At 56.8% G+C, this 25,942-nt stretch carries 19 protein-coding genes; 6 read left to right on the forward strand and 13 right to left on the reverse strand.

Translation table 11 applies throughout. The annotated features are described in order from the left end of the window. Positions 1-50: 50 nt before the first annotated feature. The 5 genes from kdpB to NQ495_RS08250 all read right to left on the reverse strand — a co-directional run bounded on the left by kdpB (position 51) and on the right by NQ495_RS08250 (position 6,621). Positions 51-2,087, reverse strand: coding sequence for a potassium-transporting ATPase subunit KdpB (kdpB, locus tag NQ495_RS08235; protein ID WP_009133419.1), 2,037 nt, complete (start codon positions 2,085-2,087; stop codon positions 51-53). 64 nt (positions 2,088-2,151) lie between these two features. Further along, complete coding sequence (gene kdpA, locus NQ495_RS08240; RefSeq protein ID WP_009133418.1) at positions 2,152-3,843, reverse strand: potassium-transporting ATPase subunit KdpA; 1,692 nt, start codon at positions 3,841-3,843, stop codon at positions 2,152-2,154. A gap of 88 nt (positions 3,844-3,931) precedes the next feature. Further along, positions 3,932-4,012 carry a K(+)-transporting ATPase subunit F gene (kdpF, locus tag NQ495_RS11835; RefSeq protein ID WP_040294156.1) on the reverse strand — a complete coding sequence of 27 codons (81 nt, stop codon included), beginning with the start codon at positions 4,010-4,012 and terminating at the stop codon, positions 3,932-3,934. A 489-nt stretch (positions 4,013-4,501) separates the two neighbouring features. Continuing rightward, on the reverse strand, positions 4,502-5,065 hold the full coding sequence (locus NQ495_RS08245) for a cupin domain-containing protein (protein WP_009133416.1): 564 nt from the start codon (positions 5,063-5,065) through the stop codon (positions 4,502-4,504). A gap of 218 nt (positions 5,066-5,283) precedes the next feature. Next, positions 5,284-6,621 (reverse strand): sigma-54-dependent transcriptional regulator, encoded by a 1,338-nt coding sequence (locus NQ495_RS08250; RefSeq protein ID WP_009133415.1) that lies wholly within the window; start codon positions 6,619-6,621, stop codon positions 5,284-5,286. 363 nt (positions 6,622-6,984) lie between these two features. Here NQ495_RS08250 and NQ495_RS08255 point away from each other — a divergent pair, with 363 nt between their 5' ends. The 3 genes from NQ495_RS08255 to NQ495_RS08265 all read left to right on the forward strand — a co-directional run bounded on the left by NQ495_RS08255 (position 6,985) and on the right by NQ495_RS08265 (position 9,589). Then, positions 6,985-7,563 (forward strand): methylated-DNA--[protein]-cysteine S-methyltransferase, encoded by a 579-nt coding sequence (locus NQ495_RS08255; protein ID WP_232208884.1) that lies wholly within the window; start codon positions 6,985-6,987, stop codon positions 7,561-7,563. A gap of 107 nt (positions 7,564-7,670) precedes the next feature. Beyond that, entirely contained in the window at positions 7,671-8,261 is a 591-nt protein-coding gene (locus tag NQ495_RS08260; RefSeq protein WP_009133413.1) for a lipocalin-like domain-containing protein, read from the forward strand. A gap of 221 nt (positions 8,262-8,482) precedes the next feature. After that, positions 8,483-9,589: an endonuclease/exonuclease/phosphatase family protein gene (locus NQ495_RS08265; RefSeq protein ID WP_050807950.1), complete on the forward strand. Its 1,107-nt coding sequence runs from the start codon at positions 8,483-8,485 to the stop codon at positions 9,587-9,589. A 115-nt stretch (positions 9,590-9,704) separates the two neighbouring features. Here NQ495_RS08265 and NQ495_RS08270 read toward each other — a convergent pair whose 3' ends face one another. Then, positions 9,705-10,886 carry a hybrid sensor histidine kinase/response regulator gene (locus NQ495_RS08270; protein ID WP_009133411.1) on the reverse strand — a complete coding sequence of 394 codons (1,182 nt, stop codon included), beginning with the start codon at positions 10,884-10,886 and terminating at the stop codon, positions 9,705-9,707. Between the two features lie 66 nt (positions 10,887-10,952). After that, entirely contained in the window at positions 10,953-11,885 is a 933-nt protein-coding gene (locus tag NQ495_RS08275; RefSeq protein ID WP_009133410.1) for a UDP-glucuronic acid decarboxylase family protein, read from the reverse strand. A gap of 144 nt (positions 11,886-12,029) precedes the next feature. Here NQ495_RS08275 and NQ495_RS08280 point away from each other — a divergent pair, with 144 nt between their 5' ends. Next, positions 12,030-15,263 carry an ATP-binding protein gene (locus NQ495_RS08280; protein ID WP_009133409.1) on the forward strand — a complete coding sequence of 1,078 codons (3,234 nt, stop codon included), beginning with the start codon at positions 12,030-12,032 and terminating at the stop codon, positions 15,261-15,263. Positions 15,264-15,416: 153 nt separating this feature from the next. Here the strand turns inward: NQ495_RS08280 and NQ495_RS08285 are convergent, their stop codons facing one another. From NQ495_RS08285 to NQ495_RS08310, 6 genes are all read right to left on the reverse strand, one after another. Continuing rightward, positions 15,417-16,601, reverse strand: coding sequence for a glycosyltransferase family 2 protein (locus NQ495_RS08285; protein WP_009133408.1), 1,185 nt, complete (start codon positions 16,599-16,601; stop codon positions 15,417-15,419). Positions 16,602-16,735: 134 nt separating this feature from the next. Beyond that, positions 16,736-17,866 carry a glycosyltransferase family protein gene (locus NQ495_RS08290; RefSeq protein ID WP_009133407.1) on the reverse strand — a complete coding sequence of 377 codons (1,131 nt, stop codon included), beginning with the start codon at positions 17,864-17,866 and terminating at the stop codon, positions 16,736-16,738. 21 nt (positions 17,867-17,887) lie between these two features. Then, positions 17,888-18,970, reverse strand: a complete 1,083-nt coding sequence (locus NQ495_RS08295; protein ID WP_009133406.1) for an acyltransferase family protein — start codon at positions 18,968-18,970, stop codon at positions 17,888-17,890. 4 nt (positions 18,971-18,974) lie between these two features. Further along, positions 18,975-20,507, reverse strand: a complete 1,533-nt coding sequence (locus tag NQ495_RS08300) for a lipopolysaccharide biosynthesis protein (protein WP_009133405.1) — start codon at positions 20,505-20,507, stop codon at positions 18,975-18,977. Beyond that, positions 20,504-21,424 carry a glycosyltransferase family 2 protein gene (locus NQ495_RS08305; protein ID WP_009133404.1) on the reverse strand — a complete coding sequence of 307 codons (921 nt, stop codon included), beginning with the start codon at positions 21,422-21,424 and terminating at the stop codon, positions 20,504-20,506. Before NQ495_RS08305 ends, NQ495_RS08300 begins: the two co-directional genes overlap by 4 nt. 13 nt (positions 21,425-21,437) lie before the next feature. Then, positions 21,438-22,121, reverse strand: a complete 684-nt coding sequence (locus tag NQ495_RS08310; protein WP_009133403.1) for an acyltransferase — start codon at positions 22,119-22,121, stop codon at positions 21,438-21,440. A 327-nt stretch (positions 22,122-22,448) separates the two neighbouring features. Between NQ495_RS08310 and NQ495_RS08315 the strand changes: the two genes are divergently transcribed. Beyond that, the gene (locus tag NQ495_RS08315; RefSeq protein ID WP_050807948.1) at positions 22,449-24,443 is read left to right on the forward strand and encodes an LruC domain-containing protein; all 1,995 of its coding nucleotides are present in this window, start codon (positions 22,449-22,451) and stop codon (positions 24,441-24,443) included. Positions 24,444-24,629: 186 nt separating this feature from the next. Beyond that, positions 24,630-25,925: an LruC domain-containing protein gene (locus NQ495_RS08320; protein ID WP_009133401.1), complete on the forward strand. Its 1,296-nt coding sequence runs from the start codon at positions 24,630-24,632 to the stop codon at positions 25,923-25,925. Positions 25,926-25,942: the final 17 nt, after the last annotated feature.

Consider the following 25,942-nt stretch of genomic DNA (forward strand, 5'->3'; position numbering starts at 1 on the left):
GGCTTTTTTGTTTTTCGGTGTTTGTCCGTCTTGCGTTGGCCGGACCGACTTTAGCAGAATAAACTGATGAACATGTCGATCAATTTGATGCCGATGAACGGGACGATCACGCCGCCCAGGCCGTAGATGAACAGGTTGCGGCGCAGCAGGGCCGAGGCTCCGATCGGTTTGTACTTCACGCCGCGCAGGGCCAGCGGGATCAGCAGCGGGATGATAATCGCATTGAAGATTACCGCTGATAGGATCGCGCTTTCGGGCGAATGCAGGTGCATCAGGTTCAGCGCTTCCAGGGAAGGGATCGCCGCGATGAACAGCGCCGGGACGATAGCGAAATATTTGGCTACGTCGTTGGCGATCGAGAAGGTGGTCAGCGTTCCGCGCGTCATCAGCAGCTGTTTGCCGATCTCGACGATCTCGATCAGTTTGGTCGGATCGTTGTCCAGGTCGACCATGTTGCCGGCCTCTTTGGCGGCCTGCGTGCCGCTGTTCATCGCCACGCCGACGTCGGCCTGCGCGAGTGCCGGGGCGTCGTTCGTGCCGTCGCCCATCATCGCGACGAGTTTGCCGCTTTGCTGTTCGCGTTTGATGTACTCCATCTTGTCTTCCGGTTTGGCTTCGGCGATGAAGTCGTCTACGCCGGCTTTCTCGGCGATGTATTTTGCCGTCAGCGGATTGTCGCCCGTGACCATCACCGTTTTGACGCCCATCCTGCGCAGGCGGTCGAACCGTTCGCGGATGCCCGGTTTGATGATGTCCTGCAATTCGATCACACCGGTCACTTTCTCGTTCTCGCAGACTACCAGCGGCGTGCCTCCGTTTTCGGAAATTTTCTTTACGGTCCGTTCCACCTCTGTGTCGAACGGGTGTCCCGCCTGTTCGACGATCCTGCGGATCGCCTCGAAGGCTCCTTTGCGGATCCGGCGTCCGTCCGCCAGGTCGGCGCCCGAGCATTTGGTCTCGGCCGTGAATTTGATCATACGAGCACCGGCTATTTCCATGTCGTTGATCGTCACATTCTGCGAGCGGCCCAGTTCGAGGATAGATTTGCCTTCGGGCGTCTCGTCCGAAACCGAAGAGAGCATGCAGGTCCGGATCAGCTGCGCCGGGTCCGTGCCGGCTATCGGATGGAACCGGGTGGCCTTGCGGTTGCCGATGGTGATCGTACCGGTTTTGTCCAGCAGCAGCGTGTCGACGTCGCCTGCGGTTTCGACGGCGCGGCCCGATTGGGTAATTACGTTGGCCTGCAGCGCACGGTCCATACCGGCGATGCCGATGGCCGAGAGCAGTCCCCCGATCGTTGTCGGGATCAGGCAGACGAACAGCGAGATCAGTGCGGCGATCGTCAGGTTCGCTCCCACGTAGTCCGCGAACGGTTTGAGCGTGGCGCAGACGATTACGAATACCAGCGTGAATCCGGCCAGCAGGATCGTCAGTGCGATTTCGTTCGGGGTTTTCTGGCGCGAAGCGCCTTCGACCAGTGCGATCATTTTGTCGAGGAAGCTCTCGCCGGGCTGTGCGGTGACTTTGGCGCGGATACGGTCCGACAGCACCTTCGTACCGCCCGTCACCGAACTTTTGTCGCCGCCCGCTTCGCGGATCACCGGTGCGCTTTCGCCCGTGATCGCGCTTTCGTCGATCGAAGCCAATCCTTCGATGATCTCGCCGTCGGCGGGGATCGTGTCTCCGGCGACGCATTCGAAAATATCGTTTTTCTTCAGAGCGGAACTGCTGATGATCTGTACGGAACCTCCCGCAACCAGTTTGGCGGGAGTCTCCTCGCGGGTTTTGCGCAGCGAGTCGGCCTGCGCTTTGCCGCGCGCTTCTGCGATCGCCTCGGCGAAGTTTGCGAAGAGGAGTGTTGCGAGCAGCACAAGGAAGATGACGAGGTTGTAGCCGAACGTACCCTGCGACGTGTCGCCCGATAAGAGGATGTAGAACAGCATCGTCAGCATCATCGCCGTCACGATCTCCACGGTGAACATGATCGGGTTTTTGATCATGGTGCGCGGGGCGAGCTTGCGCACCGAGGCGCGGAGGCTTTCGCGGAGCAGCTGTTTGTCGAACAGTTTGTTATTTTTTGTTTTCATGTCGTTGTCTGTATTATATTTCAACGGTAGTTTGCTTGTGCGGTCCGGTCGGTGCCGGGCTGCATCAGAAACCGAGGTAATCGGCGATCGGACCGAGCGTGAGTGCCGGGAAGAACGAAAGTGCGGCGACGATCACGATTACGGCGAAAGTCATCACGGCGAAGGTCATCGTGTCGGTCTTCAGCGTGCCGGCGCTTTCGGGAATGAATTTCTTGTTTGCCAGTAGTCCTGCGATGGCGACCTGTCCGACGATCGGGAAATAGCGGCCCAGGATCAGCACGATGCCGCACGAAATGTTCCAGAAGGGGGTGTTGTCGCCCAGGCCCTCGAAGCCCGAACCGTTGTTGGCCGCCGACGAGGTGTACTCGTAGAGCATTTCGCTCAGGCCGTGGTACGACGGGTTGTTGAGCCAGCCCAACGACGGGTTGTGCGCGATGAGTCCTGCCGCGAGTGCGGTACCCACCAGGATGATGAAGGGATGCAGCAACACGACGAGCGTCGCGATTTTCATCTCCCGCGCCTCGATCTTTTTTCCGAGGAATTCCGGCGTGCGTCCGACCATCAGCCCGCTGATGAAGACGGCGATAATCAGAAAGGCATAGTAGTTCATAAAGCCGACGCCCACGCCGCCGAACCAGCAGTTGATTTGCATGTTCAGCATCTGGAGCATACCGCTGAGCGGGGTCTGGCTGTCGTGCATGCTGTTGACCGAGCCGTTCGAAGTGACGGTGGTGGTCATGCCCCACATGGCCGATGCGGCCGAACCGATACGTACCTCTTTGCCTTCCATGCTGCCCATATCTTGCGAAATGCCCATCCCGGCAATTTGCGGATTTCCTCCCATTTCCTGATTGACAGAGACGGTTATTCCGACCAGGTAGGCGAAGAGCATGACGCCGTAAATGGTCCAGGCCAGTTTGCGCCGTTTGAGGTAGAAGCCCAACGCGAAGACCATCGCCATCGGCAGAATCAGGATCGACCAGCATTCGAGCATGTTGGTGAAGGCGTTGGGGTTCTCCAGCGGATGGGAAGAGTTGACGCCGAAATAGCCGCCGCCGTTGGTGCCGAGCTGCTTGATCGGTACGATTGCCGCGGTGGGTCCTTGTGAGATTACCTGTTCGGTACCTTCGAGCGTGGTGAGGTGCTGCTGTCCTTTGAAGGTCATCGGCGTGCCGTTGATGATCAGCAGGATACCGACCAGCAGGGAGAGCGGCATCAGGATACGGGTCGTGCTTTTGACCAGGTAAACCCAGAAGTTGCCGATCGTCTGGGTCGTTTTAGCGGCCATGGCCTTAAAGACGCCGGCCAGTGCCGCCATGCCGCAGGCTGCCGTGATGAATTGGAACAGCATGATGACGAACAGCTGCGTAAAATAGCTCAGGCCCGTTTCCCCGCTGTAGTGTTGCAGGTTGCAGTTGACCATGAAGCTGATGCAGGTGTTGAACGCCAGATCGGGACTCTGGCCCGGATTACCGTCGGGATTCAACGGCAGGATACCCTGTGAAACGAGCAGGATCATTCCCCAGAAGAACCAGAAGAGATTGACGATGAGCAATGCCTTGAGGAACTGTTTCCAGTTCATCTCCTCTTCGGGGTTGATTCCCGAGAATTTGTAGATCCAACGCTCTATGGGAGCCATGAAGTCCGACCAGGTCTTCTCTCCCTTGTACACTTTTGCGATGTAGCGTCCCAGCGGATAGCTCAGCCCCACGAGGCAGACCAGTTGCAGGATGACGCCCAGGATTTCGGTATTCATTTATTCGTTTTGTTTTGTCGTGCCGGATTTGCGGTGTCATACCGTTCCGGCATTTACGGGTTAACGGAATTTTTCGGTGGCGCGGCCGTCAGAATTTTTCGGGCCTTACCAGTACATACATCAGATAGATGAAGATCAGGATGCTGATAATTAGTAAAATCGTATACATTTCGGGTCTCCTTCCTTAGATTTTGCCGAACCAGTCGACGCATTTGAAAAAGAACCAGTAGCAAAGGGCTCCCAGTCCGCATAAGAGTAAAAACATCAGTAATCCATTCATATCGTATTCGCATTTGAGTTTGTTTCGCGGCAGGGTGCTGCCAAACGGATGCCAGATGCAATGATTAGAGTGTATAGTATTGTTAATCAGTTATTTGATTTGGAGGAGTGTGTTGTTCGGAAAATAAAAAACCCTACCATTTTGGTAGGGTCAGCTTTCCGGAATGGAAAGGATCGTTCGATAGCAAGAATCGTTATTATGTGCATGGGCCGCTTTACACTTCGGTCGTTCCATGCCTCGGCAGTTCCGAGTCCGTATACGGTCCTCCCGGACAATCCGTATCGGGGTATCCGGAACCTTGCGTATTGATTGTTTCTGATACGGATTCTCCGGAGTATCGTGCGTCCGGAGGAGCGTGGTGCCGATAACAGGCGGGTATTATTCCGAATCGTTTCGGACGAAAGTCATCCCTCGCAGCGCATCGTCCGAATAGACGTGCAGCGAATGGGCCGTGGCACTCAGGCAGGTAATGCGGTGAATGTGGTTGTCGAAACGGCCCGGGTGGCCGATGGCGGCGAAACCCTCCTGTCCGTTCACGCGCACGACGTTCGCGAGCTTCAGCGCGGTGGGGCCGGCCTGTTCGAAAATCTCGACCTGGAACTCGCCGTCTGCGAAATAGTACCCGGCGAATTGCGGATGGGCGTGGATCGAGGTGCGGTTGCCCGCTTTCCAGCTCATCACGATGGCTTCCCAGTGGGTGCGGGGGCACCGTCCGAGGTAGGTGCGCAGGTACGATTCGTCCGAAAAGCGGTCGAAGGCATCGAGGGGGTGGGTGGCGAGCCACCCCTGGACATAGGTTTTGATCCGGGCGGCAAGCGCCTCGTCGATCGTGGCGTCTGCACAGAAACCGAGTAATCCGGTGAAAAACGGTTCATACCCCTCGGTTATTCGGGGTTGCAACGGGTAGCTGTCGGCCAGCACGGGAGTCTTGATAGCTTGCATAGCGGCGGGATTTATCCTTTTTGCAAAGCTAATCGCGGATCGGGCCGTTTCCATACGCTTAAATACCCAATTCGGGGGAGTTGAAATACTGAAAGTATTATGTAAAAAGGGGCAGGAGCGTTTCGCCCGGAGAAACTCCCGGGATACCGGTACCGTGATGGGAGCGCATCTCCGGTAACCGGAACAATGCCCGGTTCCGGCGTTGGTAACGGGTCGGCCTACAAACCGTACTCCTCGATTTTGCGGTAGAGGGTGGTCAGGCCGATGCCCAGCAGGCGTGCCGCTTCGGTTTTGTTGCCGCCCGTGTGGCCCAGCATCCGGGCGATGTGCTGCTTTTCGATCGCCCGCAGCGAGAGCGGCAGTGTGCTGTCGTCCGACGCGGGAGCGCCGTGTTGCAGTTCGACGGGCAGGTCTTCGGCCCGGAGTACACCGTCCGAAGCCATAATCATGCTGCGTTCGACCACGTTGCGCAGCTCACGGATGTTGCCGCGCCACGGATGGCGCCGCAGGAGCTCCAGGTAGCCGGGCTCGATCGTTTCGACGGGCTTGTCCATCTTCGCGGCAAAGACGTTCGTGAAATGGCGGGCATACTCGTCGATATCGGACGGACGTTCGCCGAGCGAAGGCAGTTTGATCTGGAAAACGGAGAGCCGGTAATAGAGGTCTTCGCGGAAGTTGCCCGCTGCGATCTCTGCGGGCAGGTCGCGGTTGGTCGCGGCGATAACGCGCATGTTGACTTTCGTGGGTTTCGTTTCGCCTACTTTGATGAATTCTCCGCTTTCGAGCACCCGCAGCAGTTTTGCCTGCAGGTCGACCGGCATTTCACCGATCTCATCGAGGAAGAGCGTCCCGCCGTCGGCCTCTTCCATCAATCCCTTTTTATTTTTTGCCGCTCCGGTAAACGCTCCTGCCGTGTGTCCGAACAGTTCGCTTTCGAGCAGGTCTTTCGCAAATGCCGAGCAGTTGACCGCTACGAATGTCCGGTCCTTTCGTTTGCCGGCCCGGTGGATCGCCTGTGCGAAAACCTCTTTGCCGGTGCCCGTTTCGCCCGTAAGTAAAACCGAGGTATCGGTACCGGCCACCTTACGGGCCAGCTCGACTGCCGCGCGCATCGGCTTGGATGAGCCGATAATCGCATCGAAGCCTTGTCCCGTACTCCCGGCGGCCGTTGCGGCGTTGCGGCGGCGGTTCGTCCGGGCCTTGTCGACCGCGCGGCTCAACAGCGGAATGATCTTGTTGTTGTCATCCCCTTTGGTGATGTAGTCGAATGCGCCGTTCTTGATCGCCTGTACGCCGTCGGGGATATTGCCGTAGGCGGTCAGCAGGATCACCTCGCAGTCGGGTTCGGCCTGTTTGATCCGGGTTACCATCTCGACTCCGTTGCCGTCGGGCAGTTTTACGTCGCACAGTACGACTTCCGGGTGCGTACGTTCGAGTTGGCGCAGGCCCGTCGTACAGTTTTCCGCCTGGATCACCTCGTAGCCTTCGAGGCCGATGATGCGGGAGAGCAGTCCGCGAAGCTGGGTTTCGTCGTCGATAATCAGGATTTTAGCCATCTGTTTTACGCCGGAGAAAAGGATCGGTTCGGAGCAAAGATAGAAAAAACGGACGTATTTTGCAGGAAAATGGCCCGTGAGGGTGTGAACGAAGCGAATTGCGGCTATCTTTATCCCTGAGCCGTCCTTGGCTGCTGACCTGGATCTGCACAACCTGTCGCTTGTGTCCTGTGTGACCGGTGACCCGGAAGTTGCCCCTATACGTCATACATCGGCCGGGAACGGATCGGAAACTGATTGAAAACAGGTCGGGATCGGTCCGGAACAGGTTGGAATACCGGACAACGAACGGCGATGGATTGCAGGGAATGAGCCAGGCTTTGGAAATGAATAGAAGTAAATGAATTAGTAATCGGGACGGTTATGGATGAAATGAGAATGAAGCAGCGGCAGGAACCGGAAGTCTTTTATTATGACTATGCCACTCCGCTCGGCATGTTACGGATCGAAGAGAACGGTCGCGGCCTTACTGCCGTTTCGCCGGTGAAACCGGAGTGTGCCTTGTGTCACACCGGGGCCGAGTCGTTATCCGGGAATGGAAACGGTGCGGATATAGCACGGTGCCGTATGGACGAGACGCCGCTGATTCGTCGTGCCGCGGCGCAGTTGCAGGAGTATTTCGCCGGTAAACGGAAAGTATTCGACTTGCCTCTGGCCCCCGAAGGGACCCCGTTCCAGCACCGGGTTTGGGCCGTGTTGCGTTCGATTCCGTACGGACAAACGCTCACTTACGGCGAAGTGGCTGCACGGGCGGGCAATCCGAAAGCCTCGCGGGCCGTGGGTATGGCCAATAACCGCAATCCGCTGATGATTATCGTGCCGTGCCACCGGGTGATTGGCGCTGGAGGAAAATTGGTCGGGTATGCCTGCGGACTGGATAAAAAGGAGTTTCTGCTGAACCTCGAACGCGGACATTCGGAACTGTCGGGCAGGCTTTTGTGAAAAAACAGGGAAAAAAGCGGCGGGAAGCCTAACGGCAGTAAATTATTCTATCTTTGTCCTTGAAACAGAGCCGGTCAAAGAGATTCCCGGCTGAAAAACCGAAGAAAATGAAAAGGGACAATTGTGTACGCATGTTTTTGGCAGCGGCGCTTGCGGTCGGACTGGTGTCGTGCGGTGGGGCCGCAGGTCCGCAGACCGTTACCGGAGTTGTGGTGGACGCTTCGATGAACAACATCATGGTCCGGACCGATGCGGGGGATACGGTGGACATCAGCACGATGGATACCGATCCGGCAAAGGTGCCGGGTGTGCTGATCGACGATTCGGTGCGCGTGGTATGCGCCGGCAAAGACGTGGACGGAGTGAAGGTGCTGACGGCGCAGGAGCTGACCGTGACCGTCCATTCCCCCTATTATTACATTCAAGGGACATGGTTCGAACCCAATCCGATCAAAGCCTCGGAGATGCAGGGCGTTACGCTCGAGGCCGACGGTTCGGCCGTATCGGTGGGTATGGCTACGTTGCAGTTCAAAAATTGGAGCCTTGCCGACGGGAAAGTGATGCTGACCGCCGAGAGTATCGGTAACGGCGTAAACGCTGAAACGACCGATACGCTGCAGGTGGTCAAACTCGATGCCGACTCGCTCGTACTGGCGCAGAACGGCCAGGTGGTGTGGCGTTTCGGGCGGAAAAAGTAAGTTTCTCACCGGATTAGGATTAATTCAAAGACAGGACAACCGGTCTGTAACGGATGGGTTGCCCTGTCTTTTTGTTGGGGTTTGGCACATCGCCGGCTCGCGAAGAATATTTCGGCGGCGGTGCGAATATTTGCCGGGAAAGGTTATTTTTGTGTCACGGTATCGTCCGGGGCATCCGGACAGGACCGGATAATATAAACGCGGATAATACGAATGACGTTATGGGAAAAAAGGCAGTAGGTTACCTGTTGTATAATTTCCTGATTCTCGCAACGATCGGGATTTTCCTGCTTGCGGTGGGCGGTTGGCGTGCGCCGCAGGTCGATCCTGCCCGGTCGGGATTCTATGTATTCCTCGGACTGGCGTTGCCGGTGGTGTTGTTCGCCAATCTGTCGCTGCTCGTCTATTGGTGCGTGCGGCGCAAGGTGTGGTTGCTTTTCCCTCTGGCCGCGTTATTGCTCAATACGGGTTACTTTACCGCCATGTACCAGTGGCCGGGCGGCGGGGACGAGTCCCGCCCGGCCGATCTGAAGGTGGCTTCTTACAACGTGCATGCGTTCCGGGAGCAGGGCGCCGATATCCGCCAGACGGTCCGTCAGATGGCTTATCTGTTTCGGGAAGAGGGCGCCGACGTGGTCTGCCTGGAGGAGTTCGTCCCGGCGCCGCGTTTCGGATTGGACAGTATCATCAGCCGGTTCCACGACTGGCCGCATGTGGCGGCCGGCGTTGCGATCACGATTTTCAGCAAATATCCGATCCTCGATGCCGAGGTGATTCCCTTTCCCGATACGGACAATAGTGCGTTGTGGGTAGACCTGCTGATCAGCGGACAAAAAGTCCGCGTACTGGCCGTGCACTTGCAGACGACCGGTGTCGACCGTGCCCAGCGGAACCTCAGTTACCAGAGCCGCAACCTGAGTGTCGAAGGAAGTTCCGAAGCGATGGAGCAAATGCAGGCGAGCTATCGTGCCAATGCCGTTGTCCGTGCGCAGCAGGTGGCGCGGCTCCGGCAGATGGTCGATACGCTGCGCATGCCGTTGATTGTTTGCGGCGACTTTAACGACATGCCCTCATCCTATACCTATCGGGCGATGAAGGGAGATTTACACGATGGATTCAAGGATTGCGGCAGCGGCTACGGCGGTACGTTCCGCCATTTCAAAGGGCTGTTGCGGATCGATTACATGTTCTATAACGATGCTTTTTCGGGAGAGCGCTATTATACGCTGGACGTGCCTTACAGCGACCACAAACCTGTCCTGATGGATTTTTCTTTCCGTTCAGGGGAGACCGATCACGGTTCCGGGAAAACAGGTTCGGAGCGATGAGCCGCCTGCAATGCCCGCAATAAACCGGTGACAAGCAGACAAGCCAATCCCCCCCGACCGGTCGATGACAGGCCGCGTGCCGGTTCGGCACTGACTCCGGGGTGTTATGAATTATTTATAAACTGGCCGGTGCGTTCGCGCTGTCGGCCGAAGCGTTCATCGCGGCGGCCCCGGTCCGGGTGGGAACGGAAAAACTGAAAGTTGATCCTTCGCCCGCTTTCGAAGAGAACCACAAATCTCCGTTGTTCTTGTGGGCGAAGTCCTTGCACAGCAGCAAGCCGAGCCCGGATCCCTCCTCGTTGTGCGTGCCGTAGGTGGTGAAATGGGTGTCCGAATGGAACAGCTTGGGCTGGTCTTCCTCCGGAATTCCCTTACCGAAATCGCGTACGTTCACCACGGCTTTTTCGCCCAGGTCTTCCACCGTGACTATAATTTCGCTGCCCTCGGGACTGTATTTGACGGCATTGCTCAACAGGTTGCGCATGATCGTCTTGATCATATCCACATCCACCCGGACATCGACATGATCGGGCCACTCCGTCCTGATTTTGATATTCTTCAGCGAAGCGACCGGAGAGAAGAGCGTGACGGCATCGCCGATCACTTCCATCATGTCGATCTCCTGGTATACGGTTTTGAGGCGCCCGATCTGCGATTTGGTCCATTTGAGCAGGTTGTCCAGCAGGGAAAAAGTCTCTTCTGCCGTGTGGTTGGCCATCGAAAGCATGTCGTACATTTCGGGGCCGATCTTCTCGGGCGGAAGCTGCGCCATCAGCAGGTTGAAGATCATCTTGAGCGAACCCATCGGCGAGCGCAGGTCGTGCGCGATGACCGAATAGAGCCGGTCGCGGCCGCGGATCGTACTTTGCAGTTCTTTCATCTGGCTGGCGATCAAACGCTTGGCTGCGATTAGTGAAATCTGGTGCGTGACGCGGATCAGCAGTTCCTCCTTGTTGAACGGTTTGGAGATGTAGTCCGACGCGCCGGTCTTGAACCCTTTGACGATGTCGTTGGTAGAGTTCAGTGCCGTGAGGAAGATGATCGGAATCTCCTGCGTTTGCGGATCGGCTTTCAGTTTCTCGGCCACTTCGTAACCGTTCATGCCGGGCATCATGATGTCGAGCAGGATCAGGTCCGGGGACTCTTTTTCGACGGCCTGCAACGCTTCCATACCGTTACCCGCGGTAACGATCCTGTATTTCTGGTTTCCGATCAACACTTTTAACAGCAGGACATTCGCTATAGTATCGTCGACGATCAGCACCGTATATTCCGAAGGATTGATTTCTACTTGCATCGCTTGCGCGGTTTGGGTTCGGGTTGTGCGGCCGCGGGCCGCGGTTAACGGAAACGAATGTTTGGATTAGTTCAGCGAGCGGAAATATTCGATGGTGTGTTTGAGGCCCTCTTCGAGTTGCGTCGAAGGATCGTAGTCCAGTTTCTCGCGGGCCAGCGTAATGTCCGGTTGGCGTTGGCGCGGGTCGTCGTGCGGCAACTCCCTGAAAGCGATTTTCGAACGGGAACCGGTCAGGCGGATCACTTTTTCAGCCAGTTCGAGGATCGTAAATTCATGCGGGTTGCCCAGGTTGACCGGGCCGAGGAAATCGGCCGGGGACGCCATCATGCGGACCATGCCTTCGATCAGGTCGTCCACATACTGGAAGCTGCGCGTCTGCTGGCCGTCGCCGTAGATGGTCAGGTCGTTGCCCTGCAGCGCCTGCACGATGAAGTTCGACACTACGCGGCCGTCGTTGGGCAGCATGCCCGGGCCGTACGTGTTGAAAATGCGGATGATCTTTATCTCGATGCCGTGTTGCCGGTGGTAGTCCATGCAAAGCGATTCGGCGCAGCGCTTTCCTTCGTCGTAGCACGACCGGATGCCGATCGGGTTGACATGCCCCCAGTAACTTTCGGTCTGCGGGTGCACGATCGGGTCTCCGTACACCTCGCTGGTCGAGGCCTGCAACAGGCGCGCCTTGGTCTCTTTGGCCAGTCCCAGCATGTTGAGGGCGCCCATTACCGAAGTCTTCGTCGTTTTGATCGGGTCGAACTGGTAGTGGACCGGGGAAGCCGGGCATGCGAGGTTGTAGATTTCGTCCACCTCGGCGAAGTAAGGGTTGATCACGTTATGGCGCACCAGCTCGAAGTTGGGCCGGCCGATCAGGTGCCATACGTTTTTTTTGCTGCCGGTAAAATAGTTGTCCAGGCAGATTACGTCGTGCCCGTCGTTGACCAGGCGTGCGCACAAATGCGAACCGATGAAGCCTGCGCCTCCCGTCACTAATATCCTTTTCATTCGGTATGTAATGATGTTTTTTAAATGCTATGACAAATATAGCTTAATTTACTTATTTTTCACATAAAACTCGCCTTTCGTGTTGTGCAGAGTGGGGGGTGGTGATATTTTTGTATTTTTGTGTAAACTTCCAATGTTTCGTTTATGAGTAAGGCTACCGTTTCGGAGCAAGAGCTTGAGTCTTTGCGTCGTGATGCGGAAAGGTTCCGCAACCTTCAGCAGGTGGCGCATGTCGGGTGGTGGAAAGCCGATTTCACAGCCCGGGAAGCCTGTTTTTCGGAGATATTGGCCGATATTCTGCAAGTCGGGCCGGAACCCGTACCGTTCGAGCGATGTGCGGAGTTGATCCACCCAGATTACCGGGAACGGGTCATGCACAGCCTGGATATGTTCCCCGAGGTCGATTTTTACGACGAATCTTTTCCGGTGCGCTCTAAGGTCGGTGATATCTGGATGCATTCGCAGCTCGCTTCCAAAGAGACGGGACCCGACGGGCACCTGTTCGCACAGGGGTTTATGCGGTACCTGTCCGTCCAGGAGGCCCAGCATACGCGGGAGAGTGCGTCCCACATGCAGCTTAAAGAGCTGCTGACGCGGCAGAATAATCTTTCGCAGTCGCTGCTGATGCTGCTCAAGCATTCCGACGAACAGGATGTGATTACCGGTTTGCTCGAAAACCTGCTGCACCAGTTCGATGGCGACCGGACTTATATTTTCGAATACGATTGGGCGAAACAGACCCACAGCTGCCGCTATGAAGTGGTGCGCGACGGGGTTACCCCCGAGATCGACAGCCTGCAGGATATTCCGATCGATTTGACGCTGTGGTGGTCGGAGCGGTTGAAGGAGAACCTGCCGATCATCCTGAGCGACTTGGATGAGCTTCCGCCCGAGGCGGACGGCGTAAAGGCTGTACTCGCTCCCCAGGGGATCAAGTCGCTGATGGTCGTTCCGCTGATCAACCGGGAAGGAACCTGGGGCTATATAGGGGTCGACATCGTCGGCCAGTACCGTATTTGGAACGAGGCCGACCGGCAATGGTTCCTGTCGCTGGCCAACATCATCAGCGTCTGCATCGAGCTCAAACGCTCCGAAGCGACTATCCGGAAAGAAAAGGAGTATTTCCGCAATATTTATATGCACATGCCGCTGGGTTATGCCAAAATGCGTGTGGCTTACGACCCGCAGGGGAAGCCGGCGGATTACCTGCTCGAGGAGTACAATCCCGCCGTCGAGCAAATCTTGCACGTACAGCTTACCGGCATGGTGGGGCGCAGCATCCGGGAACCGGGCTTCCTCATTTCCGAGGAGATATGGACGGACCTGTACGAGACGGTAACCAGGCGGACAGTCGTTTCGAATAAGTTGTATAAGGTTCGTAACAACCGCTATTTCAACGCGATCGTTTTTTCGACCGACCGCGACCACTGCACGGCGCTCTTTTCGGACGTTACCGAGTCGATCCGGGCGCAGAAAGAGTCGCAACGCAACGAGGCGAAATTGCAAAACCTTTACAAGACCATTCCGGTCGGCATCGAGATTTATGATAAGGATGGGGTGCTGCTCGACCTCAACGACGAAGATATGCGTATTTTCGGGATCGAACGGAAAGAGGATGCGCTTGGGGTCAGCCTGTTCGACAATCCGAACGTCTCGCCCGAAGAGCGTGAAGCGATGCGCAGGGGGCAGCACATTGAGTTTTCGATGGATTACGACTTCGGGAAAATTCTTTCGGGCGGATACTACAAAAGCACTCACACCGAAGTCCGGAACCTGCTCGCGCGGTGTACTCCGTTGCGTGATGCGGACGGCAATATCGACCAGTATGTGATCATCGTGGTGGACAACACCGAATCGAACCGCACGTACCACCGGTTGCGCGACATCGAATACCGGTTCGACTATATGGCCGAAATGGCCCAGATCGGCCTTTGCAAGTGGATTCCGCGCCTGAACAGTTTCACGGCGTCCGAGCAGTGGTACAGCAATGTGAATACCCGCGGTCCGATCGCCGATATCAAGGATGCTTACGTCAAGACGCACCCCGACGATTTCGCCAAGCTCAAGCAGTTTTTCGACGATGCCGTCGCCGGTCGGGCGCAGGGGTTCCGGGATGTGCTGCGCGTGCGCAACGGCAATGCCTGGAAATGGATCCGTTGCACGTACCGGGTCAAATGCGAGGAGGGGAATGACGATATCGAGGTGATCGGCTTGAACGTCGATATCACCGAATTGAAACAGACCGAGCTGCGGCTGCAGGAAGCCAAGCTCAAGGCCGAAGAGTCGGATCGCATGAAATCGGCTTTCCTGGCCAATATGAGCCACGAGATCCGCACGCCGCTCAATGCGATCGTGGGTTTTTCGAACCTGCTGATCGAAACCGAAGACCCTGCCGACAAAAAAGAGTACGTCGATATCATCCAGCGCAATAACGAGCAGTTGCTGCAACTGATCTCCGATATCCTCGACCTGTCGAAAATCGAGGCGGGGATGGTCGAACTCTCCTACACCAAGATCGAACTGAACCTGCTTTGCCAGGAGGTCGTCAGCTCTTACATGGCCGATACCGAGCGGGAGGTGCCCATCGTTTTTGCCGGCGGATGCGACGATTGTTACATCATCAGCGACCGCAGCAAGTTGGTCCAGGTGCTTTCGAACCTGATCAACAACGCGATCAAATTCACGCAGCAGGGGTGTATTACGGTGGGGTTCCGCAAGCTTCAGAAGGGGATCGAGTTTTATGTACAGGATACCGGTATCGGCATTGTTGCCGAAAATATACAGTTGATATTCAATCGGTTTGAGAAACTCAACCACTTTGCCCACGGGACGGGTCTCGGTCTGACCATCTGCCGCAATTTGGTGGAGAAGCTGGACGGTACGATAGGTGTCGAATCGGAGCCGGGAATCGGATCCCGTTTCTGGTTTACGGTACCGTATGAGCCCGCCGGTTTGCATCGGGCAGAGGATGCGTTGCTGCCGCCTTCGCACGGTCTTTCCCAGATTTCTCCCGGTAAACCGGTTATTCTGGTGGCCGAGGATACCGACAGCAATTTCCAGGTGCTTTCGGCGATCCTGCGCAACGATTATGAGCTGTTGAGGGCCCGCGACGGCGACGAGGCGGTGCGGCTGGTCGAGCAATACCGTTTCGTGGCGGTGCTGATGGATATGAAAATGCCGGTTATGGACGGTTTGGAAGCGACGCGCAAGATTAAGGCCGTGAATCCGACGCTGCCGGTGATCGCGGTGACCGCCTATGCCTACGATCATGACCGGGAGAAGGCGCTTCAGGCCGGTTGCAACGATTACATGACCAAGCCGATGGATGTGACCGAATTGAAACAAAAGTTGTCGGAGTTCGTCAAGGACAAGCATTGACCGGATTTCCGGCACGGGCGCGAGTCCGCTTCGCAGGGTTATCCGCCCAGGACACGCCGTTGTTTCCGGAATATATGATGTTTCTTGTGCCAGTAGTTCCCTGGACATCCGGTATGTCTGAATATCTTTGTGCCCGGCCGATCCGATCGAAGTTCAGGCAGCCCGCTTCGCTTTTTCCCAGGCGCCTGTCTGCTGGCCGCGTCGCCGGCGCAGATAGGCGATGCCGCGCAGCACGTTCAGGTTCATAAAGAGGAAATAGTAGGGGACGAACAGCAACTTATTCTTGATTTTGCGTTGTGAGAGGCGGTAACCTTGCAGTGCGCAGCCGTAAAAAACCGCTTGCAGCAGCAGGATCGTACCGTAGAAAATCCGGTGCGGGCCGCCGGCGACCAGCGCGATATTCAGCGGCACGAGTGCGAACAGCAGGATCGGTGTCACCGACCAGCGCAGTACGCGGTGCGAGAGGTATTGCCACCAGAGTATGCCGTAGCGCAATGGGTTGAGCAGCGGCGCGAGCCTGCCGATGGATTGCAGCCCTCCGGCCGCGATACGCACTTTGCGCTTGCCCTCTTCGGTCATGTCGGCCGAGGCCTCTTCGAGCGCGTAAGCGTTTTTGCAGTAAGCGATCCGGTAGCCCTGCATCGCGATGCGCATCGAGAGGATGAAATCGTCGAGCAGCGTATCGTCCGGCATCGCTACGAACAGTTCGCGGCGGATCGCGAACAGCTCTCCGGCGGCTCCGACGGCCGTATAGAGGCGGTCGTCCCACTCTTTGAGCTTCGATTCGTATTTCCAGTAGATACCTTCGGTCGATGCGGCCGCTTGTTCACGGCTCTGTACGATCCTCTTTTCGCCTGCCACGCAGCCGACCTTCGAATCGCCGAAGGGCCGGATGATTTCGCGGATCGCTTCCGGGCCCAGCATCGTGTTCGCATCGGTGAAAACGACCAGGGGTGTCGTGACCAGTGGAACTCCCCGGTTCAGTGCGGCTGTTTTGCCGCGCCGTTCGGGAGCAAACAGCACCGTGACTTCCGGATATCCGGTCAGCAATTCGTTCGTGCGGTCGTTCGAACCGTCCGTCACCCAGACGATTTTCAGCCGGCCGGCCGGGTAGTCGAGCGCCCGGCAGTTCCGCATCTTGTCGGCGATGATCGCCTCTTCGTTGTACGCGGCGATAAGCAGTGTCACTTCGGGCAGCTCTTCGGGCAGTTCGATGCGTGTTCTTTTGCACAGCGCCTCTTTGACCCGTACCAGCAAGTAGAGGAAAATGCCGTAGCCTGCATAAGTATAAAAGACGATCGCCAGGGCAATCCAAAAGAGAATCTCAATGGTTTTCATCATGCGTACGTTTGAGGGGTTCGGGGTTGTGTAATGGGGGGCCGGGCGGCTTGTGCCGGGAGGTTTGTCGCAGTTTTCATAAGTTTATAGCGGTAGTTATCACGTTATATGAGGTCAACTTGTTGCCGGGCCGTTTATTCCAGCCTCTCGATCTGGTCGAGTACCTTGCGCATCTGCACGTCCCACGAGAGGGTATCCTCGATACTTGCGCGGATATGGGCCGGGTCGCGGTCCACGCCGTCGAGGAAATGTAGCAAGGCATCTATGTCGATCGGGGATTCGTCGGCCGGGGCTTTCAGCACGTAAGGCATTGCATCGAAATCGCTGTCGTTCTCGGAGTAGACGAACGGAATGCCCCGTGCTGCGTATTCGCGGTTTTTCAGTGTTTTGATGTGTGTAATCCCGTTGCGGTGCCGCCCGAGGCTGGCTATGCCGAGGTCGGCCTCCTCGAAGGCGCGGTCGAGCGCTTCGCCCCAGAGCGGGCCGTGGAGAACCACCCGTTCTTCCATACCCTGTTCGCGGACCTGTTCGCGCAGTTCGGGCACGGTGAACCGGCTCCCGCCGCCGACGATGTGGAAGATCACCTCCTTTTCGTGCGGACGGCGGTAATAATCCGCCAGCCCGGCTACCACGCGGTCGAAGCCGTGCCAGAAATGGATGTCGGCGACGCCGAGCAGGTGCACCGTGTTCGAGGTGTCGTTCACGTTCGTTTTGAGCGGGATGTGTGCGAAGTCGATCCCGTTCGAGATGCGGATGGTCGGACGTCCGAAAATCGTATCGTACTGCGAGAAGGTGACGATCCGGTCGACCTGGCGTGCGAGCGCATTGCGGAAACATTTGTCCACCGAGAGCACCAGCTTGGTTTTGCGCGATGCGCGTGCGTATTCGGGGTCGTACGGGAAAGTGGGAATTTCCATCACGATCCGCACACCGAGTTTTTTCAGGTGCGCGAACCACCGGATCAGCGCCGGATTCGCATTGTGGTCGAAGCGCACGTACAGGAACCGGACTCCTTCCCGGCGGATGTAGTCGGTCACCGAGCGGTAGCTGAACCGTTTTTTGAGCTTGGCGCGGAGCCCGTGCCCGAAGTTTTCGAGCGTTTCTCCGTCGAGTATCCGCCTGTGGCTGCCGTCCGCCCCCACTTCGAGCGAACAGAGGCGCAGTTCGGCGCCGCAGCGCCGCAGTGCGTCGCACTGGTAGAAAATCTTTTTACTGATGCCGTTGTGGGCGGCGAATCCGTGGAAGACGATGAAAAGTCCTTTCATGGCGGTCGGTATTTCAGGCTGCTAGCGGCCGGTCAGGGTTTTCAGCAGCGATGGAGTATGGCGGTTGAGCAGGCGGTACAGGCCCACGGCGATTGCAATGACCACCAACGGGATAAGGATGTAGATGACGGTCAGCGAGAAGTCGGAGGGTGTGCCGGAGAGTTTCATCGCGATGCGCTTGAGCAGCGTGAGCATCGGATCGTGCAGTGCGAACAGGAAAAACCCCATCCCCCGCAGTCCCGGGTAGTTCCGGGCGCGGATGCTGTGGGGCGTTTCCCGTCGTTCCCTGGCCGTTACGAAACGTACCGACAGGTTCGTGCCGACGATGATTCCGAGCGTGAATACGACCCTGTCGAGCGGAACGAGCCCGTTGTCCCGGAAAATCATGTGTACGGTCATCAAGGCGATGTAAAGCAGCAGTGTCGTTGTCGCAAAACGGCTGAACATCGACAGAAAATCCGTGTGGCGGAGACTGAAGCATGCTCCTGCGGTGAAGAAAGCGAGGCTTTCGATCAGGAAAGCCTGTCCGGGTGTGGCGAGCCACACTCCCCACAGCGCTGCGGCTCCCCACCAGCCGAATCCGCGCACGAACAGCCTGATCGCGGGGGAGAGCAACGCCAGCAGGATCAGGTTGCGGATGTACCAGAACTGGTGCAGGATCGGTGTGCCGTTGCCGCCTCTCCACTCTCCGCTGTCCCAGAATGCCTGAAGGAAATTGACGAACGAATATTCGCTGACGGGGGGATTCACGCCCGAAAAATATTTGCTCAGCGCGGGGATTTGTTCCACCCCGAAATAGAGGGCCAGGATGAGCGCATTCCAAAGCAGGTAAGGGACGATGAGCCGTTTGGAGGTTTTGCGGAGTTTCGTCTTGTAAGGTTTCGGGTGCAGGAAAAAGAGGAAGCCCGAAATGAAAAAGAGCGCCGGTACGGCTGTTTGGGCGATCTCCAGCGAGCAGACGAAACTCACCAGTCGGTAGACCGGGAAGTCGCCCGCGCTGAAATCGCTGCGCGTCGAAGTGTAGGCGTGCAACACGACGACCAGCAGGATCATCGCAAAACGCATCACATCGATGCTGCGGGATTGTAGACCGTTCACCCGCATGGCCTCAACGCTTGAAAAATTTGCCCGACAAGGCCGAGAGCCTGCCGAGGATATTGAATTCTTCGGTCAGCTGCAGGTAGCCGCCCCAGATTACCAGGGACAGGACGCCTTTGGCGATCAGCGTGAAGAACAGTTCCCGGGCGGGTAATATCCGGTCGAATCCCCACAGGATACTCCACAGCAGGACCCCGAGCAGCAGCGGTGAAGCGAGTTTCCGCCAGAACGGACCCCAGGGCAGGCGGAACGTGCGGTAATACATCAGCCAGTAGGCCTGCACGAAATTGACCGAGAATGAAATGCAAATGCACCAGGCTACTGCGTCGAGCGAACGGAATCCGAAAATACCGAGGCAAATCCCGCCTGCGTTGAGCAGCGCCGAAAGCAATCCGCTCAGGAACAGGATATGTGTCGATCCCGCCGCCTGGAAGATCGACCCGGAGGTGGACATCACCACCTGTACGCCTACCGACAGTGCGAGGATGCGGAATACCGGCACCGACGCTTCCCACTGCGAACCGAAAATCAGCAGGATCAGCTCCGGGGCCGTGAAGTAGAGGACGGCCGCCAGCGGAAAGCCGATCCAGGCCAGCACGCGCACCACTTTGAGGTAGGATTCCGAAAGCTTGCGCAGGTCGTGCTGGAAGTCGGAGAAAATGGGGTGCATCACCGGCGAAATAATGTTGGTGATGTTTTGCAGCGGCAGCATCATCAGCCGGTACGATTTTTCGTAGAAGCCCAGCGGACTCATGCCCATGTATTTGCCTATCAGTAGTTTGTCCAGGTTCCGCGTGAAGTAGTTGATCACGTTGAACGAGAACTGGTAGGCCGAGAAGGCGAAGATCGTGCGCAACGGTTGCAGGCCTGCCGTCCAGCGTACCCGTAGCGGATGTTCCCGCAGGTTGACGATGAATAGCACGATACTCGATACGATCGGGTTGATCAGCAGTGCGTAGATACCGGCGCCCGAAAGGGCCGCAATCACTGCGATGGTTCCGACCGATCCTTGGACACAGAGGTTGCGCATTGCGATGAATCTGAACCGTTTCTGTTTGTAAAGCAATGCGTTGGGGACGATGTTCATCGCTGCGAAAAGCAGGTTGACCGACAGAAACTGGCAGATGCGTACCAGCTGGGGCGAGTCGTAATAGGAGGCGATCAGCCACGAACTGCCGAAAAAGAGCAGCGATACGGCCAATCCCGACCAAATCGTGAACGAAAAGATGCCGTTGAGCTCCTCGCCGGTCAGTTTCTTGTATTGAATGATCGCCGGGGCGATGCCCAGGTCGCTGAAGATGCTGAAAAAGGTGATGATAACGGTAGCCACCGCGACGATACCGAAATCCGAAGGCGACAGCAGGCGCGCCAGCACACCGGAGACCGCCAGCGAGATGACGATACCCGCGTATTTGGCGATCGCGATGTAAAAGACGCCCGACGTGAGTTGTTTGCGGACGGTATGTTGGTCCGGGCTCTTCGGTTGGGGCGTTTGATCGTGCGGTTCGGGAGGCACAGGGGCCGGTTGTTGTGCTGTTGTCATAGCCAGTGTGCCCCTCGCGAGGCATTCGTGTGTTTGCTTTTAAGAATTTCGTTGCGGCGGCGCAGCAGGGTCCGGTAAGCCTTCAGGATTTCCGATGCGCTTTTCCCGTCACCCCTCAGCAGGTAATAGGGAACGCGCGCGAGCGTTGCCGCTTGCCGGCGCAGTGTCCGGCGCGTCGCCTGCCACGGCGAGAAGCGCGGGTCGGCGTAGGTGATCAGCAGGTAGCGTCCGACCCACGCGTTGCGGAGCGGCCGGGCCGCCGATTTGCGGTCGTGGCAGACGAGGGCCTGCGGTACGACGCGGATCGTGAGCGATTGGTGGAGTACCCGCTGGCAGTAGTTGTTATCTTCGCCGTAGTGGAGGAATAGCGGATCGAATCCGCCGACCACCTCGATCGTCCGCAGCGGCAGGAGCCATGCGGCGGCGTTGATGAAGCGCGCTTCGCGCGGGGAGGTCAGTCCCCCGAGCAGCAGCCCGTCGTCCCGTGTCGCCGCAGCGTCGCCGAACAGGTAGCGTTTGAACGCTTCGTCCATGCGTTCGGCCGAGCCGTCGAGGTGGACGGGGCTCAGGATGCCCGAACGGTCGTCTTCGGCCCCGAGCAGGCGTTCGACGGTATCGGGGTAGATCCAGGCATCCTGGTTGAGCAGGAAAAAATGGGTCGCACCCTGCCCGAGGGCATAACGGATCCCGGCGTTGTTGCCGCGTCCGAACCCGAGGTTCTCGTCGCTGCGGATCAGGTGCACTTCGGGAAAACGTTCCGCGATTCGCTGCGGCGTTCCGTCCGTGGAGCCGTTGTCGACGACCACCGTATGCAGCGGTACGGTCGATCCGCGCAGCGAACCGAAGCATGCGTCCGCCCACCGCATTCCGTTGTAGGTGACAATGATGGTATAAATGTTCACGTTCGGGGAAATCACAGCCGGAATGGATTTATGGTTCGGTTGCGCCGCTGTTACAGCTGTTATCGTTGTCGTCCTGCCGCCGGATGCCTTCCTGCGGATTCCGGGTTTTGACCCATACCCCCAGCGCATCGTCGTAGCGTTTGATGACTCGGGCCGGATTGCCCACCGCCACGCTGAAAGAGGGAATATCCTTGGTGACGACGCTGCCTGCGCCCACCTGCACGCGCTCGCCGATATGCACGCCGGCCACGACAACCGAGTTCGCCCCGATGTGCGATTCGTTGCCGATTACCACCTCTTTCAGGTCGAGCGGCTGTTCGTTAGAATCCCGGGTGCCGTCGCTATATCCGTGGTTGAAGCCCGAGATGAAGACGTGCTGGCCCAATCCCACGCGGTCGCCCAGCCGGACGGGGCCGATCACTACCGAGCCGATACCGATGCGCGCGCCGTCGCCGATCAGTACGTCGCCCGCGCCGTTGTTGACCGTGGTAAAATCTTCGATCAGCGCATCGCGGCCTACTTCGAAACGGCGCCACGGAAAAACATCGATGCGCGAGCGCCGCCGCCGGATGATCGCACCCCGTCCGCGTTTGTGTACGAACGGGTTGACGAACCATTTGACCCACAGACGGGGTCGAGGATTCTTGTGCGAAGTAATCAGGCCGATGATAAATCGTTTCAGGGCAGGATTTCCTTTGATTTTGTCGATCATGTGCGGTTACTGACAGGGAGGATTATTGCTATACCGGATGTGCCGGATCGAGACGATAAATATTTTTTATTTTACACAAATATAGACAAGTTTCGCTATCCCGGCAATTTGTTTTCGGAAATATCATATCATATTGATCTTATGTTGTTTCTTTTTCCGGAAAACATCTGTTCTTTTGTATTTAGTGTCATGATTTTGTGATTAAATGTAGTATTTTTGTCGCAAAGCGGATTCCGCTCGGCGTGTGACTGTACGGCTCTAAGCGTTTGGAAAACGAAGCCGGAACACGGAACGGATCGGCCGCTTCCCGAACTTAATAGAATCAGGATGATGAAAGAGATTGATATAGACAGGATCCACACCGTTTTGACGCGGTTGTTCCTGGTGGTTTGCTGCGGAGTGCTGGCGACCGCCTGTGTGAAGGATCCGCAAAAAGGCGAGGATACGCCGGATGGCGGTGAATCGGCCTCGAAATACTTCAGTTATGCCACCACGCGTGAATATACGGTTGCAATCGACTATGGCTTCAGCGATTACCAGGTGCTGTTCGAAATCTATGGCGGGAATCCGCTGGCTGAGGTGGACGGCGGTTTGGTCAAGACCTCCGAAGAGCCGCTGTATCGGGCTGCGACGGACAAAAAAGGATGCTTTTCGGGTACCGTCACTTTGCCGGCCGACCTGACGGAGGTGTACCTCTATTCGGACTATCCCGGTACGGTCAGTCCGGTGAAGCTGACCGTGGGTGAAAACGGAGCTATTGCATACGATCAAAAGCAGGTGCGCTCCCGGGCCGGCAACCCGCTGACGCGCGCACTGATCACCACCCCGACCGGCACGGCCTATCCCGACCGCTACAAGGTGCTCGGCAACTGGAGTAAGAACGGGCGTCCCGATTACCTGCTCGACCCGGCCGACCTGACCGCTCAGCAATATTACGATGTAAAAAGCATGTTCAGCCTCTGGGGCGGCCAGCATATCAAGGATTTCCCGCAAAGGGAGCTGATCGCGGACAATGTCAACATCAAACTCAATATCACCAAGGCTACGACCATCAAACTGATCTTCATCAAGACAACAGCGACGATGCGTAACGTCTTCGGTTATTATACCTATCCCACCGGGCAGGAGCCGAAAAGCGTAAGCGATATCCAGCCGATCATCGCTTTCCCGTTCATTTCTACGTTCAATTGCAATATCGACAATGCCGACGCGGTTTTTACCGGCGACCAGGTGCAACTCAAATACTGGAATGCCAGGACGCAGCGGTTCGAAGACGAATTCCCGGCCGGAGTCAGTATCGGGTGGTTCCTCGACGCCTATTCGTTCGATCCTACGACCGGGACGGTACTGGAGGACAATACTCCTGTCTATTATGCTTCACGCGCGTTGAACCCGAACAACATGCACCGTTCGATCGCGCTGGGAGACCAGCAGAGCGGACGTATGCTGGCGATAGGTTTCGAGGACAGCGGTATCACCGAGGCGGGTGAGGGCAATTTTTGCGATGCCGTCTTCATGCTGGACTACGGCGATAAGGACGCTGCCACGTCCGAAGGTACGGGCGTGATGCCCGAAGTGCCGGGCGTCACCGACGAGGACAATTACCATGTGGTGAACGGAACGCTCGCGTTCGAAGACCTTTGGCCGAGCCAAGGCGACTACGATATGAACGATGTGGTGGTGACCTACAAAAGCACCGTCTACAAGAACGTGCTTTCGAACCGTGCGACGAAGGTGGTCGACCGCTTTACGCTGGCGCATGTGGGCGGTACGCTGCCCTGCGGATTCGGCTACCAGTTCGACAAGCTCGACAAGGCGGCGATCGGGAGCGTCGAGGTGATTTCCGACAAAACCGGGGCGACCTCTTCCTTTATGCAGGGGCAGATGCTCGAACCGAACCAGAGCAAACCGAACGTAATCCTGTTCGATAACTCCCGGACGAACGAAGGAGCGACCTTTACCGTGACGACCCAGTTCGCCTATCCGGTCGTCGGCGACCTGGTGCAGCCGCCCTATAATCCCTATATCGTCATTTCGTCGGACAAGGGGCGCGGCCGTGAGCTGCACCTGGCGAAGGGCGTGCCGACCGATTTGGCGGATGCGGCCTATTTCGGCCAGAGCTCCGACATTTCGGATCCGGCACAGAAACTCTACTATGTGTCGAAAGATAATTTTCCCTTTGCGATCAATATTCCGACCGACGCTTTCAGCTATCCCGATGAAAAGGTGCGCATAGACAAGGCTTATCCGAGTTTCCCGGGTTGGGTGTCGTCCAACGGCGTGTTGCAGCGCGACTGGTATAAAAAACCTGCGAAGAAATAATAGGCGGCCGGGGACTGCTTACAATTAGGGCCGTTGTACTGGAAATCGGGCGCGCGGACAGCCAAGGTCGCAGATAAATATGTGCCGGGGTTGCTGGGAGCAACGGGAATAAGTAGATAAAGGAGACAAAAAAAGGCCATTATAGGTCCGTTACTATAAGCTACCACCACAAAAAATACCATTCCCATGAAAATCAAATTACTGATCCTGCCGCTTGTAGCGATCGTTGTCGCAGCGGGTTCGTGCGTGAAGAATCCGGAGACGCCTCAGCCGGACGGTCCGCGATCCGGTTCCGGTACGGTGAAGGAGATGGCCGTTCCGGCCGGTTTCGATTGGAAGATGTCGCGCGGCATCACCTGTAACTTCGCTTCTGCACATCTGACCCGTGTCTATGTTGCGTCTGCTGCCGATGCCGAGCCATTTGCCGTTGTATTCGCAGGAGACGGTGCCGAACCGGTTACATTGAATGTCCCCGTACCGGTGAAGTCGCTTTATGTAAAATATGAAAAGGCCGACGGTACATTCGTTACGAAAGAACTTCCTGTTATGGGAGCAACCCTCGCGTATACCGTTCCTGCCGACAGCAAAGAGTTTGTGGACGTGGCCGCCGGGGCCGCGAAAGCAACGGAATCGACCACGCGCGCCGGTTATGCCGGTTCCAACAGGGGGCATATCCTCTATCCTGCTGCCGGCTGGGGTACGCTGATGTTCGAGGACCTGTGGCCCTCTTACGGCGACTATGATTTTAACGATTTAGTCGTGAATTACCAGGTCGACCTGATGATGCAGAACAAGAACCAGGCGCGCGAAATGTTCATTGCCCTATGTGTTCGGGCGATCGGCGGTAAGCTTCCATATGACCTATATCTCAGTCTTAGAGGCGTGCGGCCGGACCAGATCGCCGATATTAAAATGGATGATTTGCAGAACGGTGTGCAGAGTTGTGATCTGGTTAAAGTCAATAGCGGCAACTCCAGACCGGCCATCCTCAAATTCGTGGACATCAAACAGAACCTTAATAAACCCGGCGGAACGACTTTCCTGAACGTTAGACCGGGCGAGGAGATGAAAACCGGCGATCTGACCGTAGTATCGTTCAATGTGACTTTCCGCAATGCGATTTCGACCCGGGACCTGGCGTTCGATACCTTTGATTTCTTTATCGCGCGCGACGACCAACAGCAGGAAATACACCTGGCCGGGTTCGAGCCGGTGCTCTTTGGTGCTGACCGCTATCGGGCATTGCGCACGCAGCCGACTTCGAATGCGAACACGCAGTCTGAATATTACTATTCGAACGATAACCTGGTGTGGGGGATTTGTATTCCTGCCGAAATACCGCATGCCTATGAGACGCGGGATTTCCTGACGGCCTATCCCAATTTTGCGAAATGGGCCCAGTCGGGCGGTGTCAGCAATACGGATTGGTATACCGATGCGCCGGGAAACCGAAATCCGGAAAATCTGGTACGGATGAAATAGTCCGTGCCGCCCGTACT

Source organism: Alistipes indistinctus YIT 12060, from assembly GCF_025144995.1.
Classification (GTDB): domain Bacteria; phylum Bacteroidota; class Bacteroidia; order Bacteroidales; family Rikenellaceae; genus Alistipes_A; species Alistipes_A indistinctus.